At 65.2% G+C, this 15,164-nt stretch carries 15 protein-coding genes; 6 read left to right on the forward strand and 9 right to left on the reverse strand.

What is annotated here, in order from left to right; translation table 11 throughout:
• Positions 1–12: 12 nt before the first annotated feature.
• From AC2T4A_RS20945 to AC2T4A_RS20955, 3 genes are all read left to right on the forward strand, one after another.
• A complete protein-coding gene (locus AC2T4A_RS20945; protein WP_486741679.1) occupies positions 13–1,209 on the forward strand; it encodes a GGDEF domain-containing protein in 1,197 nt (398 codons plus the stop codon).
• A gap of 108 nt (positions 1,210–1,317) precedes the next feature.
• Positions 1,318–2,841 (forward strand): sensor domain-containing diguanylate cyclase, encoded by a 1,524-nt coding sequence (locus tag AC2T4A_RS20950; RefSeq protein ID WP_416751741.1) that lies wholly within the window; start codon positions 1,318–1,320, stop codon positions 2,839–2,841.
• Entirely contained in the window at positions 2,838–3,602 is a 765-nt protein-coding gene (locus tag AC2T4A_RS20955; RefSeq protein WP_486741680.1) for an SIR2 family NAD-dependent protein deacylase, read from the forward strand. The genes AC2T4A_RS20950 and AC2T4A_RS20955 overlap by 4 nt, the downstream gene beginning before the upstream one ends.
• A 195-nt stretch (positions 3,603–3,797) precedes the next feature.
• Here the strand turns inward: AC2T4A_RS20955 and AC2T4A_RS20960 are convergent, their stop codons facing one another.
• The 4 genes from AC2T4A_RS20960 to AC2T4A_RS20975 are packed head-to-tail and all read right to left on the reverse strand — an operon-like array spanning position 3,798 to position 7,969.
• Complete coding sequence (locus AC2T4A_RS20960; RefSeq protein ID WP_486741681.1) at positions 3,798–4,901, reverse strand: agmatine deiminase family protein; 1,104 nt, start codon at positions 4,899–4,901, stop codon at positions 3,798–3,800.
• 10 nt (positions 4,902–4,911) lie between these two features.
• Positions 4,912–6,009: a polyamine ABC transporter substrate-binding protein gene (locus AC2T4A_RS20965; RefSeq protein ID WP_416751735.1), complete on the reverse strand. Its 1,098-nt coding sequence runs from the start codon at positions 6,007–6,009 to the stop codon at positions 4,912–4,914.
• 2 nt (positions 6,010–6,011) lie between these two features.
• Positions 6,012–6,914 (reverse strand): N-carbamoylputrescine amidase, encoded by a 903-nt coding sequence (gene aguB / locus AC2T4A_RS20970; RefSeq protein WP_486741682.1) that lies wholly within the window; start codon positions 6,912–6,914, stop codon positions 6,012–6,014.
• Positions 6,914–7,969 (reverse strand): agmatine deiminase family protein, encoded by a 1,056-nt coding sequence (locus tag AC2T4A_RS20975; RefSeq protein WP_478377952.1) that lies wholly within the window; start codon positions 7,967–7,969, stop codon positions 6,914–6,916. The genes aguB and AC2T4A_RS20975 overlap by 1 nt, the downstream gene beginning before the upstream one ends.
• Positions 7,970–8,102: 133 nt before the next feature.
• Between AC2T4A_RS20975 and AC2T4A_RS20980 the strand changes: the two genes are divergently transcribed.
• Positions 8,103–8,966: a LysR substrate-binding domain-containing protein gene (locus AC2T4A_RS20980; protein ID WP_486741683.1), complete on the forward strand. Its 864-nt coding sequence runs from the start codon at positions 8,103–8,105 to the stop codon at positions 8,964–8,966.
• A gap of 873 nt (positions 8,967–9,839) precedes the next feature.
• Here the strand turns inward: AC2T4A_RS20980 and AC2T4A_RS20985 are convergent.
• The gene (locus AC2T4A_RS20985) at positions 9,840–10,283 is read right to left on the reverse strand and encodes a helix-turn-helix domain-containing protein (protein ID WP_478377954.1); all 444 of its coding nucleotides are present in this window, start codon (positions 10,281–10,283) and stop codon (positions 9,840–9,842) included.
• A gap of 108 nt (positions 10,284–10,391) precedes the next feature.
• Between AC2T4A_RS20985 and AC2T4A_RS20990 the strand changes: the two genes are divergently transcribed.
• Both AC2T4A_RS20990 and AC2T4A_RS20995 read left to right on the forward strand, forming a co-directional pair.
• Complete coding sequence (locus tag AC2T4A_RS20990; protein WP_486741684.1) at positions 10,392–10,982, forward strand: flavodoxin family protein; 591 nt, start codon at positions 10,392–10,394, stop codon at positions 10,980–10,982.
• Complete coding sequence (locus tag AC2T4A_RS20995) at positions 10,979–11,203, forward strand: DUF2798 domain-containing protein (protein ID WP_416751725.1); 225 nt, start codon at positions 10,979–10,981, stop codon at positions 11,201–11,203. The genes AC2T4A_RS20990 and AC2T4A_RS20995 overlap by 4 nt, the downstream gene beginning before the upstream one ends.
• 172 nt (positions 11,204–11,375) lie before the next feature.
• On the opposite strand, the gene AC2T4A_RS21000 is transcribed toward AC2T4A_RS20995, so the two are convergent.
• From AC2T4A_RS21000 to AC2T4A_RS21015, 4 genes are all read right to left on the reverse strand, one after another.
• The gene (locus AC2T4A_RS21000; RefSeq protein WP_478377957.1) at positions 11,376–11,792 is read right to left on the reverse strand and encodes a hypothetical protein; all 417 of its coding nucleotides are present in this window, start codon (positions 11,790–11,792) and stop codon (positions 11,376–11,378) included.
• Positions 11,793–12,068: 276 nt separating this feature from the next.
• Positions 12,069–13,319 carry an OprD family porin gene (locus tag AC2T4A_RS21005; RefSeq protein ID WP_486741685.1) on the reverse strand — a complete coding sequence of 417 codons (1,251 nt, stop codon included), beginning with the start codon at positions 13,317–13,319 and terminating at the stop codon, positions 12,069–12,071.
• Between the two features lie 77 nt (positions 13,320–13,396).
• Positions 13,397–14,332, reverse strand: a complete 936-nt coding sequence (locus AC2T4A_RS21010) for an electron transfer flavoprotein subunit alpha/FixB family protein (RefSeq protein WP_486741686.1) — start codon at positions 14,330–14,332, stop codon at positions 13,397–13,399.
• Entirely contained in the window at positions 14,332–15,081 is a 750-nt protein-coding gene (locus AC2T4A_RS21015) for an electron transfer flavoprotein subunit beta/FixA family protein (protein WP_478377960.1), read from the reverse strand. Before AC2T4A_RS21015 ends, AC2T4A_RS21010 begins: the two co-directional genes overlap by 1 nt.
• Positions 15,082–15,164: the final 83 nt, after the last annotated feature.

A 15,164-nucleotide genomic window follows, 5' to 3' on the forward strand; every position in this document is an offset into this window, starting at 1 on the left:
CTCCCACTCTCGATGACCGTACCCGAGTTCCCCGCCGTTCCTCCTCGGCAGCAGTACCAGGGGAGAATTCCGCCACGCCTGCAGGATGCCTACAAGGCGTACGTGGTCCAGCATTACCGGCGCTTCCTGTTGGCGATCAACTTCATTGCCATGGCCGCCTATGATTCCTACGTACTGGCTGATGCCCTGCTGATTCCGGACATGGCCAGGGAATCGCTGTTCCTGCGCACGGGCCTGAGCCTGATAGGCCTGCTCAACATCTTCCTGGTGTTCCGCTTCAGCCGCAGCGTGCTGGTGATGGATATGCTGATGCCGGTGCACGACATCATCTCCACCATCGCCTGGTTCGAGCTGCTCAAGCGCAGCGCCTCGCCCGACGTACCCTTCTTCCTCTATGCCTCAGTGGTGTTCGTGCTGCTCGGCAACCTCGGCGTGCGCTACTCCTTCAAGGGCATCGCGCTGGTCTCGGCAATCATCTCGGCGATCATTCTCTACAACGTCTGGCTGATCCACGACGGTGCGGCCAAGCCACTGCTGATCTTCACCCTGGTCTACCTGCCCATCGCACTGTTCAGCCTGTTCATCAGCTGGACCAACATCAAGGGCGTGCGCCAGGCCTTCCTCGCCGACCTCGAGGAGCGCCGCCAGCGCACGGAGCTCGCTGCCCTCAACCTGCGCCTGCAGGAGCTGGCCGCCACCGATGGCCTCACGGGCGTGGGCAACCGCCGCGCCCTGGACCTGCAGCTCAACGAGAGCTGGCACGGCATGCGTACCAATGGCCGCCCCTTTGCCCTGCTGATGGCCGACATCGACTACTTCAAGCCCTACAACGACCATTACGGCCACCAGGCCGGCGACCGTTGCCTGTGCCAGGTAGCCGAAAGCCTGGTCGGCACCCTGCGCGGCGGGCAGGCCAGCGTCTATCGTTATGGCGGTGAGGAGTTCGCCATCCTGCTGGAGGCTACCAGCGTCGAAGACCTGCGCTGCGTCGCCGAGCGGCTGCGCGAACAGGTGGCGAGGCTGGATATCGAGCACCTCTACCGGCCCGACAGCCTGCGCCACCTGACCATCAGCCTGGGTGCGGCGATGGCCAACGAGATCGGGCTGCGGGAACCGCGCGAACTGCTGGCGCGCTGCGACCAGCACCTGTACATCGCCAAGCAGAAAGGTCGAAACCGCGTGCAACTCAGCGGCATGCCTGGCGTCTGACGAACGACACGTAACCCGGCACGCGCGGCCGGCGTCTCCCTGCTCTATCGCCGGGCGATGCCCAGGGCGCGTGGCGACCGCCACAGGGAACGACCCAACGAGGCCAGTGTGAAACGCGACATCCGCCTTGCCATCCTCCTGCTGTCGATCATCAGCCTCGCCGTGGCCGCTGCCACGGCATGGGAGCTGTGGTCGGCCCGCGAGCGCACGCTGGCGGAAACCACCACGCACAACCTCAACCTCACCCAGGCGCTGGACACCTACGTCGAAGGCATCGTCACCCAGAGTTCCATGCTCCTGCTCGGCCTCGCCGAGCGCCTGGAGCACGAAGGCCGCGGCGCTGAACAACTGCAACGCCTCAATGAACTGGTGCAGCGCCAGCAACACCTCCTCGCCCAGCTCAATGGCGTCGGCATCTACGACGCCCAGGGCAACTGGCTGATGACCTCCACCGGGCCCTTCCCGCCAGGCTCCAACAGCGCCGACCGCGCCTATTTCATCCACCACCGCGACAATCCATCGCTGGAGGCGTACATCGGCGGCCCGATCCACAGTCGCTCCACGGGTGTGTGGGTGATCACCGTCAGCCGCCGCTACAACGACGCCCAGGGCAACTTCGCCGGGGTGATAGTCGCCGCCCTCGGTGTGCAGGACTTCCTCCGCCTGTTCGGCAAGATCGACATCGGCAAGACCGGCGCCATCGGCGTGGCCACCAGCAACGGCCAGGTGCTGGTGCGCTATCCGTTCCGCGAGAGCGACATGGGCCGGGTGCTCTCGCGCTCGCCGATCTTCACCCAGTACCTGGAGAGCGCCACGGTCGGCAGCGCCACCTTCGCCTCGTCGCTGGACGGCATCGAGCGCATCTATGCCTTCCGCAAGAACGAGCGCTACCCGCTGGTGACCTCGGTTGCCCTGGGCAAGGATGAAGCCCTCGACGCCTGGGCCGCCGACGCCCTGCGCACGGTAGCCATCGCCTTCGGCCTGCTGATGGTCGTGGTGGTGATCGGCAGCCTGTTGATCCTCGCCATCCAGCGGCGCATCGGCACCGAGCGCCTGTTACGCGATGCCCGCGAGGACTTGCTCAAGGCCAACCGCCAGCTGGAAGTGCTCGCCTCGCGCGACCCGCTCACGGGGCTTGAGAACCGCCGCAGCTTCGACGACCACCTGATCGCCGAGTTGCGCCGCGCGCATCGCGAGCGCGCGCCGCTGGCGCTGCTGCTGATCGATGTGGACCACTTCAAGCGCTTCAATGACACCTACGGCCACCCGGCCGGCGATGATTGCCTGCGCCGTATCGGCCGCGTACTCGCCGACAGTGTGCGCCGCCCCGCCGACCTTGCCGCGCGCTATGGCGGTGAGGAACTGGCAGTAATCCTGCCCAACACCGGTCCCGACGGTGCCCTGGCCGTGGCCGAGCAGTTCATGCAACGCCTGCAGCAGGCCAACCTCACCCACGCCGGCAGCCCGCTGGGACGCATCACCGCGAGCATCGGCATTGCCACCCTGCCCGGTGGCAACGACAGCAGCCCGCAGGCCCTGATCGAATCCGCCGACCGCGCGCTGTACCGCGCCAAGGCAGCCGGCCGCAACCGTCTGGAATGCGCACCGACCGTGCAGGAAACCCCGCAATGATCTTCGACTCCACACTGCTCGAAGCACTTCGCAGTGCCCGCCACGTCGTGGTATTCACGGGTGCCGGCGTTTCCGCCGAGAGTGGCATTCCCACCTTCCGCGACCGTCTTACCGGACTGTGGGAACGTTTCGACGCCGCCTCACTGGCCACTGCCGAGGCCTTCCTCGCCGACCCGGCGCTGGTCTGGGGTTGGTATGAATGGCGACGCAGTATCGTCCATCGCGCCCAGCCCAACCCCGCGCACCTGGCCATTGCCGCCCTGGCGGGCAAGGTGCCCAAGCTCACGCTGGTCACCCAGAACGTCGACGACCTCCACGAGCGCGCCGGCAGCCAGGACGTCACCCACCTGCACGGTCAGTTGGAGCGCCCGCGCTGCTTCAAATGCCAGCGCGAACCGGATACACCGCTACCGGTACCGGACGAGCCGCAAGCCGGGCGCCGCGTCACCCCGCCAGCCTGCGTCCATTGCGGCGGCCCGCTGCGCCCCGGCGTAGTGTGGTTCGGCGAAAGCCTGCCGATGGACGCCATCACCCACGCCTTCCAGGCCGCCGAACAGTGTGACCTGCTGATCTCCGTCGGGACATCCGGGGTCGTCTACCCGGCGGCAGAAATTCCCGAGATCGCCTGGCGCCTTCGCGCCACCGTCCTCCACGTCAATCCCGCCCCCGGCCCGCTGCACGGCGAACGTGACTTCGCCCTCGCCAGTGCGGCAGGCACCACACTGCCGACGCTGCTGAGTGCGGCCTTTGCCGAGCGCTGATTCCGCCACCCTGCAGGGCGCATAACCCGGAATGGGTTATGCGCCCTACTTTCTGGCTGGGCTGCACACCGGGTCCACGATGTCATCGACTTCGTAGGAGCGAGCTTGCTCGCGAACCTGATTGACACCGGTGCAATCGGGGAACGCTGTTCGCGAGCAAGCTCGCTCCTGCAAAGAGCCGGTCGGGGCGAATCCCTATACCGCCGGCATCTGCAACGTCACGCAGTGAATGCCGCCACCGCCGGCGGCGATCGGGTCGATATTCAGCTGCACGATCTCCCGGTCCGGGTACAGTTCGCCGAGCAGAGCATGGCAATGCTCGTCCGCCGCCGCATCGCCGAACTTCGGTGCAATCACTCCGCCATTCACCGGCAGATAATTGATGTAGCCAGCGGCAAAGTCCGGGTTGTCGCGGTTGTAGGCGCTGGGCTTGGGTTTCATCGGCGGCGGCAGACTGTGCAGTTCGAGCTTGCGCCCATCGGCGTCGGTCGCGGACTTGAGAATCTCCAGGTGCCGGCGAGTGACCTCGTAGTCATAGGAGCGCTTGTCGTTGTCCAGGTTGACCACCACCACGCCCGGCTCGACGAAGCGCGCATAGAAATCCACATGGGCATCGGTGATGTCCTTGCCGCGAATGCCCGGCAGCCAGATCACCTTGCGCAGCCCCAGCATGTGCTTGAGCTCGGCCTCGATACGCGGGCGCGTCCAGCCCGGATTGCGGTTGTCGTTCACCCAGCAACTCTCGGTGAAGATCGCCGTGCCATGGCCGTCCACCTCGATACCGCCGCCCTCCCCGCACAGCTCGCTGACGATGGCTTTCGCCTCCAGCTCCTCGGCGAGCGCCGCCGACACTTCGCGGTCGCGCTCGGCGTGCTGCTTGCCGCCCCAGCCGTTGAAGTTGAAGTCGGCCAGCGCCAGGCCGCCCAGCGCGTCGTTGACCAGGAAGCAGCCGCCGTAGTCGCGCACCCAGATGTCATCCACCGGCACCGGCAGGAAGTCGACGTTCTGCCCACCGCAGGCACGCTTGGCCTCGGCCTGTTGCTCCGGCCGGCAGAGCACCGTCACCGGCTGGAACTCGGCGATGGCGCGGGCCAGCCGCGCCACCGTGGCGTTGACGTCAGGGGCGATGTCTTCCCACACGTCGGCGCTCGCCGCATAGGCAACGAACACCCGCTCCTGCTTGCGATGCTCGTCGGGCATGTACCAGGGCTTCGCCGCCAGGGCGACGCGGCCCAGGCCGAGCCCGAGGCCCGTCGCCAGCGTCATGCCGGCGCCGAGCAGGTTCCTGCGTGTCATCATCCTCGTCTCCTCAACCGCCAGTGCCAGTCTTGAAGCTGGTCCAGGTACGCATCCGTGAACGCATGTCGCGCTGCGGGATGTCCTTGCCAGGGAACAAGCGTGCGTAGGCCTTCTCATCAAGATAGATGTCCGGATTGTCACGCATGCTCGCCTCGACCATCGGCCGCGCCTTGGCGTTCGACGTCGGGTAGCCAGTGGCATTGCTGATCGCCGCCATCACGTCCGGGCGCATCAGGTAGTTGATCAGTGCATAAGCATACTCAGGGTGCGGCGCGTCGGCGGGAATGGCCATGGTGTCCATCCACACCGAAGTGCCTTCGCGTGGTACGCGGTATTCGAAGCGCTCCGGCTTCTTAGCCTCGTCAGCGGCACGTTGCGACTGGATCACGTCGCCGCTGTAGCCCAGCGACAGGCAAAGGTCGCCATTGACCAGTTGGGTGACTGGCTGGGACTGGAACTTGCGGATGTATGGACGAATGCCGTTGAGTACCGCCAGTGCCTCGGCCAAGTCCTGCGGCTTGCCGCTGCGCGGGTCGCGGCCCAGGTAGTTGAGCACCACGGCAAGCACTTCGTCCGGCGAGTCGATCATCGAGATGCCGCAGTCGGCGAACTGCTTGGCCAGTTCCGGCTTGAACATCAGGTCGAGGCTGTTCACCGGCGCGCCGGGCATGCGCTGCTCGATCTTCTGCTGATTGAAGGTCAGGCCGATGCTGCCCCAGGTGTAGGGCACCACGGCGTGACGCGAGTACGGGTACTTGGTCTGCAGGCTCTGCAGGCCCGGCTCGATATCGCCCAGGTGCTCCAGCTTGCTCTCGTCGAGCTTCTGCAAGGCGCCGGCGCGCATCAGGCGCTCGGCAACGGTATCTCCGGGGAAGATCAGGTCGTAGCCGCTGTGCCCGGCCATCATCTTGGCTTCCAGCGTCTCGCTGCTGTCCATCACGTCGTAGATGACGCGGATGCCGGTTTCCTTTGTGAAGTTCGCCAGCGTGTCGGGGGCGAAGTAATCCGCCCAGTTGAAAAGGCGCAGGACCTTCTCCTCGGCCGTGGCCGGTTGCAGGGTGCACGCCAGGGACAACCCCAGCGCGCCGATCAACAGGTGCTTGTTCATGGTCAGACTCCTTGCCAGCGCGGGTGCAGGTGGCGGCCGTCGAGGCCGAGCAGCGGGCCGTACATTTCCGGGCGACGGTCGCGGTAGACGCCCCAGGTCAGGCGCTCTTCGCGAGCCAGTCGCAGGTCCAGCTCCTGCACCAGCACGGCGGCTTCGTTGCGGCCGGCCTCGGCCAGCAGCGCGCCCTTGTGGTCAGTGATGAACGAAGAGCCATAGAAGCGCATACGCAGCGCGTCATCGCTGGGCGCTACTTCCTCGCCGATGCGATTGGCCGCCAGCACCGGCAGCAGGTTGGCGGCGGCGTGGCCGCGCTGGGCGGTCTGCCAGTGGTCGCGGGAATCCAACTGTTCGGCGCCCGGCTCGGAGCCGATGGCGGTGGGGAACAGCAGCATCTCCGCGCCCTGCAGCGCCAGGCAGCGGGCAGTCTCGGGGAACCACTGGTCCCAGCAGATGCCCACGCCGATGCGTCCGACGGCGGTATCCCAGACGCGGAAGCCGGTGTCGCCGGGGCTGAAGTATTCCTTTTCCTGGTAGCCGATGGCATTGGGGATGTGCGTCTTGCGGTACACGCCAAGCAGGCTGCCATCAGCGTCGGCCACGGTCAGAGAGTTGAAGTAGGCATTGCCGGCGCGCTCGAACCAGCTGATGGGCAGCACCACGTTGAGCTCTGCCGCCAGGCTGGCGAAGCGCTGCAGCAGCGGGCTGTCGTCGAAGGGCTGGGCCAGCGCCAGATGGCGATGGTCCTGCTCGATGCAGAAATACGGCGTGGCGAACAGCTCGGGCAGCAGGATCAGCTTGGCACCCGCTGCCGCCGCCGCGCGCACGTGGCGCTCGGCTTCGGCGAGGTTGCGCGGCAGATCCCAGCTGCAGGAAAACTGCAGGACAGCAACGGTCAACTTGCTCATCACAGGCCTCCGAGCGGCCAGGCCGGCTGCTGCTGGGTGATGCAGTGCACACCGCCACCGCCGTGGGCCAGGTTGTTGATGCGCACCGGCACCACTTCGCGGCCGGGGAAGGCTCGGGCCAGCACCGCCGCGGCTTCATCGTCGGCGGCAATACCGTAGGCCGGCATGATCACTGCGCCATTGGCCAGGTAGAAGTTGGTGTAGGACGCGCAGAAGACTTCGGCCTCCGGGTCCACCGCCGCGCTGGCTTCGAACAGCTCTATCAGCTCGAAGGAGCGGCCCTTGGCGTCGGTGGCCAGCTCCAGCGCGCGACGGTTTTCCTTCGCGACCTGGGCGTAGACGCTGGAGCTGTCGTGGGTCGCATCCACCAGCAGCACGCCGGGACGGGCGAAGGCACACACGCCGTCGACGTGGCCGTCGGTCATGTCGCCGGTGACATACTGCGGGTCGCCCGGCAGCCAGATGGTCTTGGTTACCCCCAACAGGCGGCTGAAGATTTCCTCCATCTCGCGCTTGCTCACGCCGGGGTTGCGGTTGGGGTTGAGCAGCACCGACTCGGTGGTGATCAGCGTGCCCTCGCCGTCCACATGGATCGCCCCGCCCTCATTGGACAGCGGCGTACCGAAGCAGTCGAGCCCGAGGCTGTTAAGAATGCGCCGGCCCAGGCCTTCGTCCAGAGTGTGCTCGGACTTGCCGCCCCAGGCATTGAAGCGCCAGCTCACGCCGGCCACGCCAAACTGCGGATGGCAGACGAAGGTCGGCCCGGAATCACGGCACCAGCTGTCGTCGATGGGCAGCGGCACCAGCTCGACATTCGGCCCGCAAAGTTCGGCGGCGCGAGCCACGGCGGACGGGTCCACCACCAGCTTCACCGGCTCGAAGCGGGCGATGGCATTGGCGACACTGGCGAAGTCTTCCTGCACCTGCTCCAGGGTGACGCGCCAGCCGCCCTCCCAGAGCGGACGGTTGTGCGGGAAAGCCATCCAGGTCGCCGCGTGGTTGACCCATTCGGCAGGCATGCGCCAGCCGTTCTGCATGTCGTCGTTGCGATGCATACTCAAGCCTTTGGTAAGGAATTTTTATCGGAAGGAAAGGGTTCAGCGGCGCCTGATGACAATGCTAGGCCTGTAAAAACGTCACAACAAACGATAGATTTTGCGTAAATCTGATTAGACGAACTTATCGATCATGCTCAAACACTGGCCACCCCTGAACGCCCTGCGCGGCTTCGAAGCCGCCGCGCGCCTGGGCAGCTTTCACAAGGCAGCCGAGGAGTTGCACCTCACCCAGTCGGCCATCAGCCAGCAGATCCGCAGCCTGGAAAGCTTCGTCGAGCAGCCGCTGTTCTATCGTTCCGGGCGCAAGGTAGCGCTCACCGACGCCGGCGCCGACCTGCTCAGCACCACGCAATCCATGCTGCAGCAACTGGCCGTGGGCATCCGTCGCCTGGACCAGTACCGCAAGCCCAACCAACTGGTGGTTAACACCACCCCGGCCTTCGCCCGCCACTGGCTGGTGCCGCGTCTGGGCGACTTCCACGCGCGCCACCCGCAGATCGACCTCTGGCTGCTGACCACCGATGAAACTCCGGACATGGCCAGCCAGACCATCGACATCGCTGTGCGCGACGACCTCACTGCCCAGGCCGAGTGCCGCTTCCGCGTGCTGCTGGAGGATCGTCTCTATCCAGCTTGCCACCCCGCGCTGCTGCAGCAGCCGGAACCGGCACGCACCACCCTGCACGGCGAACGGGAAATGGACTGGGCGCACTGGCAACTGCAGGGCGGCGCGGACGTTGGCCAGCGCAGCGAAGGGCTGAACTTCTCCGATCCCGGCCTGCTGCTGGATGCCGCCAGCCAGGGGCTGGGCGTTGCACTGGTGAGCCAGCTGCTGGCCGGCGATGCACGGCAGAATGGCCTGCTGACGCCCCTCAGCGAGCAGACCGTGCGAGGGCCGAACTGGTCCCTGCTGGTACATCAGCAGAGCGAGCGGAATGCGCAGGCGCTGGGATTCTGCGAGTGGCTATCCGCCACGCTGGAAATCCCCCTGTAGGAGCGAGCTTGCTCGCGAACCGCCCTACGTTGATGTAACGGGCCGACACTGTTCGCGAGCAAGCTCGCTCCTACAAGAACGCCCCTATCTCGCGAAGCGCAGGCGAGTTGGTCGCTGTGGGGGCATCAGCAACGCGGGCGCGATGGGTAGGCGTCAAGTTTCTGCGGGCAGCCCCCAGTCGCACTGCCCCTGTAGGAGCGAGCTTGCTCGCGAACCGCCCAGCGTCGATGTAACCGGCCGACACTGTTCGCGAGCAAGCTCGCTCCTACAAGAACGCCCCCTATCTCGAAGCGCAGCCGAGTTGGTCGCTGTGGGTGCATCAGCAAGGCGGGCGCGATGGGCAGGCGTCAAGGTTCTGCGGGCAGCCCTCAGTCGCACTGCCCCTGTAGGAGCGAGCTTGCTCGCGAACCGCCCAGCGTCGATGTAACCGGCCGACACTGTTCGCGAGCAAGCTCGCTCCTACAAGAACGCCCCTATCTCGAAGCGCAGGCGAGTTGGTCGCTGTTGGTCATCAGCAAAGCGGTCGCGATGGGCAGGCGTCAAGGTTCTGCGGGCAGCCCTCAGTCGCGCTGCCCCTGTAGGAGCGAGCTTGCTCGCGAACCGCCCAGCGTTGATGTAACCGGCCGACACTGTTCGCGAGCAAGCTCGCTCCTACATGAACGCCCCTATCTCGAAGCGCGGGCGAGTTGGTCGCTGTTGGTCATCAGCAAAGCGGTCGCGATGGGCAGGCGTCAAGGTTCTGCGGGCAGCCCCCAGTCACACTGCCCCTGTAGGAGCGAGCTTGCGCGCGAACCGCCCAACGTTGATGTAACCGGCCGACACTGTTCGCGAGCAAGCTCGCCCCTCCAAAAGCTGGGCCAGCCGATCACGCCATCATCCCGCGATACCGCCCTCGCCCTTCCTCAACCGACCCCGCGCCTTCTTCCCCTCCAGCGCACTCTTCGCCGCAGCCCTCACCAATCGCTGGAAGGTCGGGCACTCGGCGTGGCTGGGCGCCGGGCAGGCTGCCGCATGGCGCAATCCCCGGCTCATCGCCCGCAGGCGCCTGATCGTGGCGTCCAGCTCGTCCGCCTTGGCCGCCAGCATCTGCCGGTCGATATTCGTCCCGCCGTCGCCAGCGAACATCGAGCGGATATCCTCCAGGCTGAACCCTGCCGACTGCCCTAGGGTGATCAGTGCCAGCTGGTCGAGAATCTGCGGGGCGAACTGGCGGCGCGCGCCGGGCTTGGCGAGCGAAACGATCAGTCCCTTCTCCTCGTAGAAACGCAGGGTCGATGCCGGCACGCCGGAGCGCCTGGCCACGTCAGCGATATCCATGGAACACCTCTTGACCTCAAGTTCGCTTGAACTTGTAGGTTCACGCCAAAGCCCTTCACGGTCAACCCGGATGCGGCTTTGACCTTGCGTGAGAAACAGGAGAACTCCATGAAAAGCATCGCCATCGTCTACCACAGCGCCAACGGCCGCACCGAACGTATCGCCCAGATCATCGCCAACGGCGCTCGCCGGGTGCCCGGCTGCGATGTGCAGCTGCTCCAGGCCCAGGCGTTGATCGAACGGCCACAGGCACTGCTCGCCTTCCACGGCCTGATTCTCGGCTCACCCACCTACCTGGGCGGCGTTTCGGCGCCGCTGAAAGCCCTGATGGACAGCACCGGCCCATTGTGGCGCCAGCAGAAGCTGCACGGCCGACTTGCCGCGGGCTTCACCGTCTCGGCGCTGCCGGCAGGCGACAAGCAGTCCACGCTGATCTCGCTGTTCACCTTCTGCATGCAGCACGGGATGCTCTGGGCCGGCAACCCGATCCTCCCCGAGCAGCACCTGGGCGTGCCCTACGACGAAGCCGCCAACCGCCTCGGCTCCTGGTCCGGGCTGATGGCCCAGGCAGACAAGACCTCCCCGGACTTCTGCTCCGGCGACCTGAAGACCGCGCTTATGTTCGGCCAGCATTTCGCCGAAACCCTCAGCCGCCTTCAGCAGCCACAGCTCGAGCCCGCGCAGGAGGCCCACGCATGATCCCGCGCCGCTACGCTCCGCTATTGTTCGCGCTGATTCTGTCCGGCGTGATGACCTTGCTGGTCTCCGGCCTTTCCACCGGGCGTGCCATCGGCCTGGTGCCGGACTTCGTCCAGCTATGGCTCGGCGCCTGGCTCACCAGCTGGAGCATCGGCTTCCCGCTGGTGCTGGTCATCGCCCCGCTCACTCGCCGCCTCGTCGAGAAGCTGACTCAGGCGTAGGAGCGGAGTCCCTCCGCCATCGGCTGATCCACGCGCCAAACTCATCCACGGAGCGGCCGATAGGACATCGCGGACGGAGTCCGCTCCTACGAAACCTGATACCTGGGTAGGAGCGGACTCCGTCCGCGATCGCCATCCGCCCGCAGTGGTCCAGGCAGGAGTCCCCGCCGACTTACTGCCGAATCCCGTCGGTGAACCGGCAGAAGCCGTCACGCACCGCGCCTTCGGTGGTGTACATGCCACCCAGGGTGACGAAGACATAGCTTACCTTGGAGCCGGAGCCTGACTTTTCCACCACGACGTTCAGCGGTGCGTTTCGGCTGCTCAGGATTACGCCCTGGTAGGCGGAGATGGTGCCGCTCTTCTCGTCGGCGTTCTGGATGGTGAAACCTTCCTTCACCAGCGTCTTCTGTGCCCGGTCGAAGACCTTGGACACAGGCATGTCCAGCTGGACATTGGACGTGAAGGTCTTGCCGGCGATGAAGCCGCCTTCGGTGTTGAAGTTGTCTTCGCACTGGTTGCCGGTCTTCTGGTGCGCACAGCCCTGCAACAGGGCGGCAGCGAGCAGAATCATCGTGACTCGTCGCATCATCGTTCCTTGATCTCGTGGGGCCGCCATCCCTGCGGGGTCTACAGCGGCGAAGGGGTTTTATAAGCCGAGGGCACAGGCCCTGACCAGACTTTTCCTCGCCCGATGAGACAGCCAGCACGTAGGAAATGTCTCCTCACTCGCTCAAGCACGGGCTTTCGCGCCGTTCGTCCCAGGAACCTGCTGACATGGGTTCCTGCCCGGTTATCCAATCGCCCGACAGCCTTGAAGCGAAGCCTCCCCAGGCGCCATGCACCGGGAAGGCTTCCTCTCCCTTTACCAGATCGGCAAGGTGTAGCTGACGATGAAGCGGGTCTCGTCCATGTCGTTGCCGAAGCTGCTGCGGAAGGTGCTGTTGCGCAGCTTGAAGCCGACGTTCTTCAACGGGCCGCTCTGCACGACGTAGCCAACGTCGGTATCGCGCTCCCATTCCTTGCCGTTGCCCTGCCCATTCAGCAGGTCGATGTTGTCGCCGCGCAGGTAGCGGGTCATCAGGCTCAGGCCGGGCAGCCCATAGGAGGCGAAGTTGAAGTCGTAGCGCAGTTGCCAGGAGCGTTCGTCCTTGTTGGCGAAGTCGCCGATCTGCACGTAGTTGACCAGGTACGGGTCGGTGCCGGACAGGTAGGCGAAGCCGGTGTCGCCGGACATGCGCTGCAGGCCCAGGCCGAACGCCTGGTTGCCCAGCTTGTAGGTGAACATGGCGTTGAGCGCACGGTTGTCGACGTTGCTACCACCGTCATCGGTGGAACGCGCCCAGCGGATGTCGGATTTGAGCGACTGTCCCTCGGCGATCGGCAGCGTGTGCACCAGGCTCACGTAGTGCTGGCGGTACAGGTCTTCGAGGTTGGCGTAGTGGTAGCTGGTGCTCAGCTGGCTGTTCCAGCGGTAGGTGCCGCCGGCGATGTTGAAGCGGTCGCTGGTGAGGTGGCTGCCGGCGACGATGTTGCGCTTGTTGCCGCGGGTCATCGACAGATCCTCGTTGTTCGAGGAGTCGCGCTGCTTCACTTCGCGCAGCTGGCCGAGTTGCAGGTCGAGGTCGTCGAGCTCCTTCGACTCCACCAGCGCGCCCTGGAAGGTCTGCGGCAGCAGGCGGGTGTCGTTGTACTGCACCACCGGCAGCTTGGGCAGCAGCGTGCCGACCTTCAGCGTGCTCTTGGACACGCGCAGCTTGGCGGTCAGGCCGAGGTCGCTGTAGTCGTCGGCGGCGCGCTTGTCGCTGGCGGAGTACGGCAGAAGACCGGAGCCGGAGCGGTCCGGGCTGGAGTCCAGCTTCAGGCCGAGCAGGCCGAGGGCATCGACACCCACGCCGACGGTGCCATCGGTGTAGCCCGACTCGTAGCGCAGCAGGAAGCCCTGGGCCCACTCTTCGGATTTGGACTGCGCGGCGCCGCTCTGGCGGTAGTCGCGGTTGAAGTAGAAGTTGCGTGCTTCGATGCTGGCCCTGCTGTCGGCGAGGAAATCCGCGTGGGCGAACGAGGGCAGCAGCGCCAGTCCGGAGACCAGCACAGGGGTACGACGATTTTTCATTGTTCTTGTTTCTTTCTACTGGGGTGTTGGCAAAACGCCGGGCCGATGAGGCAGGCCCGGCCAGGGGAAGAACTGGGTCAGAGAGTCTTTTCCAGCTCCGGTACGGCTTCGAACAGATCGCCAACCAGGCCATAGTCGGCGACCTGGAAGATCGGCGCCTCTTCGTCCTTGTTGATCGCCACGATCACTTTCGAATCCTTCATGCCCGCCAGGTGCTGGATGGCGCCGGAGATACCGACGGCCACGTACAGCTGCGGAGCAACGATCTTGCCGGTCTGGCCGACCTGCATGTCGTTCGGCACGAAGCCGGCGTCAACGGCAGCGCGGGAAGCACCGACGGCAGCGCCCAGCTTGTCAGCCAGGGAATAGAGGATGCTGAAGTTGTCGCCATTGCCCATGCCGCGGCCGCCGGAAACGACGATCTTGGCAGCGGTCAGTTCCGGACGGTCGGACTTGGCCAGTTCTTCGCCCACGAAGGCGGACTTGCCGGCATCGGCCGGGCCGGAAACGGCTTCAACAGCGGCGGAACCACCTTCGGCAGCGACGGCGTCGAAGCCGGTGCCACGCACGGTGATCACTTTTACGGCAGCCGAGGACTGCACGGTAGCGATGGCGTTACCGGCGTAGATCGGGCGCTTGAAGGTGTCAGCGCTGACCACTTCGATGATCTCGGAGATCTGGTCGACGTCCAGCAGGGCGGCAACGCGCGGCAGGAAGTTCTTGCCGCTGGTGGTGGCGGCGGCCAGCACGTGGCCGAACCCACTTTCTTTCACGACAGCGGCGATCAGCGGAGCCACATTCTCCGGCAGTTGGTGAGCGTAGGCAGCCTTGTCGGCGACCAGCACCTTGGCAACACCAGCGATCCTGGCAGCAGCTTCGGCTACGCCACCGACGTTCTCGCCAGCGACCAGGACAGCGATGTCACCATCGATTTTCTGCGCGGCAGCGACGGTATTCAGCGTCGCGGCGCTGAGCGCACCATTGGAATGTTCTGCAACAACCAGCACAGTCATCAGACCACCTTCGCTTCGTTCTTCAGTTTCTCGACCAGTTCAGCCACCGACTTCACCTTGACGCCGGCGCTACGTGCGGCGGGCGCTTCCACCTTGAGGGTCTTCACGGTCGAGGCCGTGGAGATGCCCAGCGCGTCAGGGGGAAGGAATTCCAGCGGCTTCTTCTTCGCCTTCATGATGTTGGGCAGCGACGCGTAGCGCGGCTCGTTCAGACGCAGGTCGGTGGTGACGATTGCCGGCAGGTTCAGGGCAACGGTCTGCAGGCCGCCGTCGATTTCACGGGTGACGTTGACCTTGTCGCCAGCAACTTCGACCTTGGAGGCGAAGGTGCCTTGCGCGTAGCCGGTCAGCGCAGCCAGCATCTGGCCGGTCTGGTTGTTGTCGCTGTCGATGGCCTGCTTGCCGAGGATGACCAGCTGCGGCTGCTCTTTGTCGACCAGGGCTTTCAGGGCCTTGGCGACCGCCAGCGAGTTCAGCTCGTCGTTGCTCTCGACCAGCACCGCGCGGTCTGCACCGAGTGCGAGCGCCGTGCGCAGTTGTTCCTGCGCGCTATTCGGACCAACCGAGACCACCACGATCTCGCTGGCGACGCCCTTCTCTTTCAGGCGTACGGCTTCTTCCACGGCGATTTCGCAGAAGGGGTTCATGGACATTTTGACGTTGGCGAGATCGACGCCGGAGTTGTCCGCCTTGACGCGGACCTTGACGTTGTAATCGACCACGCGTTTTACCGCGACCAGTACTTTCATCAGTTGTTTCCTTGGCTGACGCCGGTTTGTATCGGCGCTGCGGTTGGGGGTGGTTCGCGAGCAAGCTCGCTCCTACAGGTCCA

This window comes from Pseudomonas sp. PVC-3-1, assembly GCF_057444315.1.

Coding starts and splice junctions, on each gene's coding strand:
- AC2T4A_RS20945 (WP_486741679.1), top strand. CDS start 13: ATGACCGTACCCGAGTTCCCCGCCGTTCCTCCTCGGCAGCAGTACCAG.
- AC2T4A_RS20955 (WP_486741680.1), top strand. CDS start 2,838: ATGATCTTCGACTCCACACTGCTCGAAGCACTTCGCAGTGCCCGCCAC.
- AC2T4A_RS20960 (WP_486741681.1), bottom strand. CDS start 4,901: ATGATGACACGCAGGAACCTGCTCGGCGCCGGCATGACGCTGGCGACG.
- AC2T4A_RS20965 (WP_416751735.1), bottom strand. CDS start 6,009: ATGAACAAGCACCTGTTGATCGGCGCGCTGGGGTTGTCCCTGGCGTGC.
- aguB (WP_486741682.1), bottom strand. CDS start 6,914: ATGAGCAAGTTGACCGTTGCTGTCCTGCAGTTTTCCTGCAGCTGGGAT.
- AC2T4A_RS20975 (WP_478377952.1), bottom strand. CDS start 7,969: ATGCATCGCAACGACGACATGCAGAACGGCTGGCGCATGCCTGCCGAA.
- AC2T4A_RS20980 (WP_486741683.1), top strand. CDS start 8,103: ATGCTCAAACACTGGCCACCCCTGAACGCCCTGCGCGGCTTCGAAGCC.
- AC2T4A_RS20985 (WP_478377954.1), bottom strand. CDS start 10,283: ATGGATATCGCTGACGTGGCCAGGCGCTCCGGCGTGCCGGCATCGACC.
- AC2T4A_RS20990 (WP_486741684.1), top strand. CDS start 10,392: ATGAAAAGCATCGCCATCGTCTACCACAGCGCCAACGGCCGCACCGAA.
- AC2T4A_RS20995 (WP_416751725.1), top strand. CDS start 10,979: ATGATCCCGCGCCGCTACGCTCCGCTATTGTTCGCGCTGATTCTGTCC.
- AC2T4A_RS21000 (WP_478377957.1), bottom strand. CDS start 11,792: ATGCGACGAGTCACGATGATTCTGCTCGCTGCCGCCCTGTTGCAGGGC.
- AC2T4A_RS21005 (WP_486741685.1), bottom strand. CDS start 13,319: ATGAAAAATCGTCGTACCCCTGTGCTGGTCTCCGGACTGGCGCTGCTG.
- AC2T4A_RS21010 (WP_486741686.1), bottom strand. CDS start 14,332: ATGACTGTGCTGGTTGTTGCAGAACATTCCAATGGTGCGCTCAGCGCC.
- AC2T4A_RS21015 (WP_478377960.1), bottom strand. CDS start 15,081: ATGAAAGTACTGGTCGCGGTAAAACGCGTGGTCGATTACAACGTCAAG.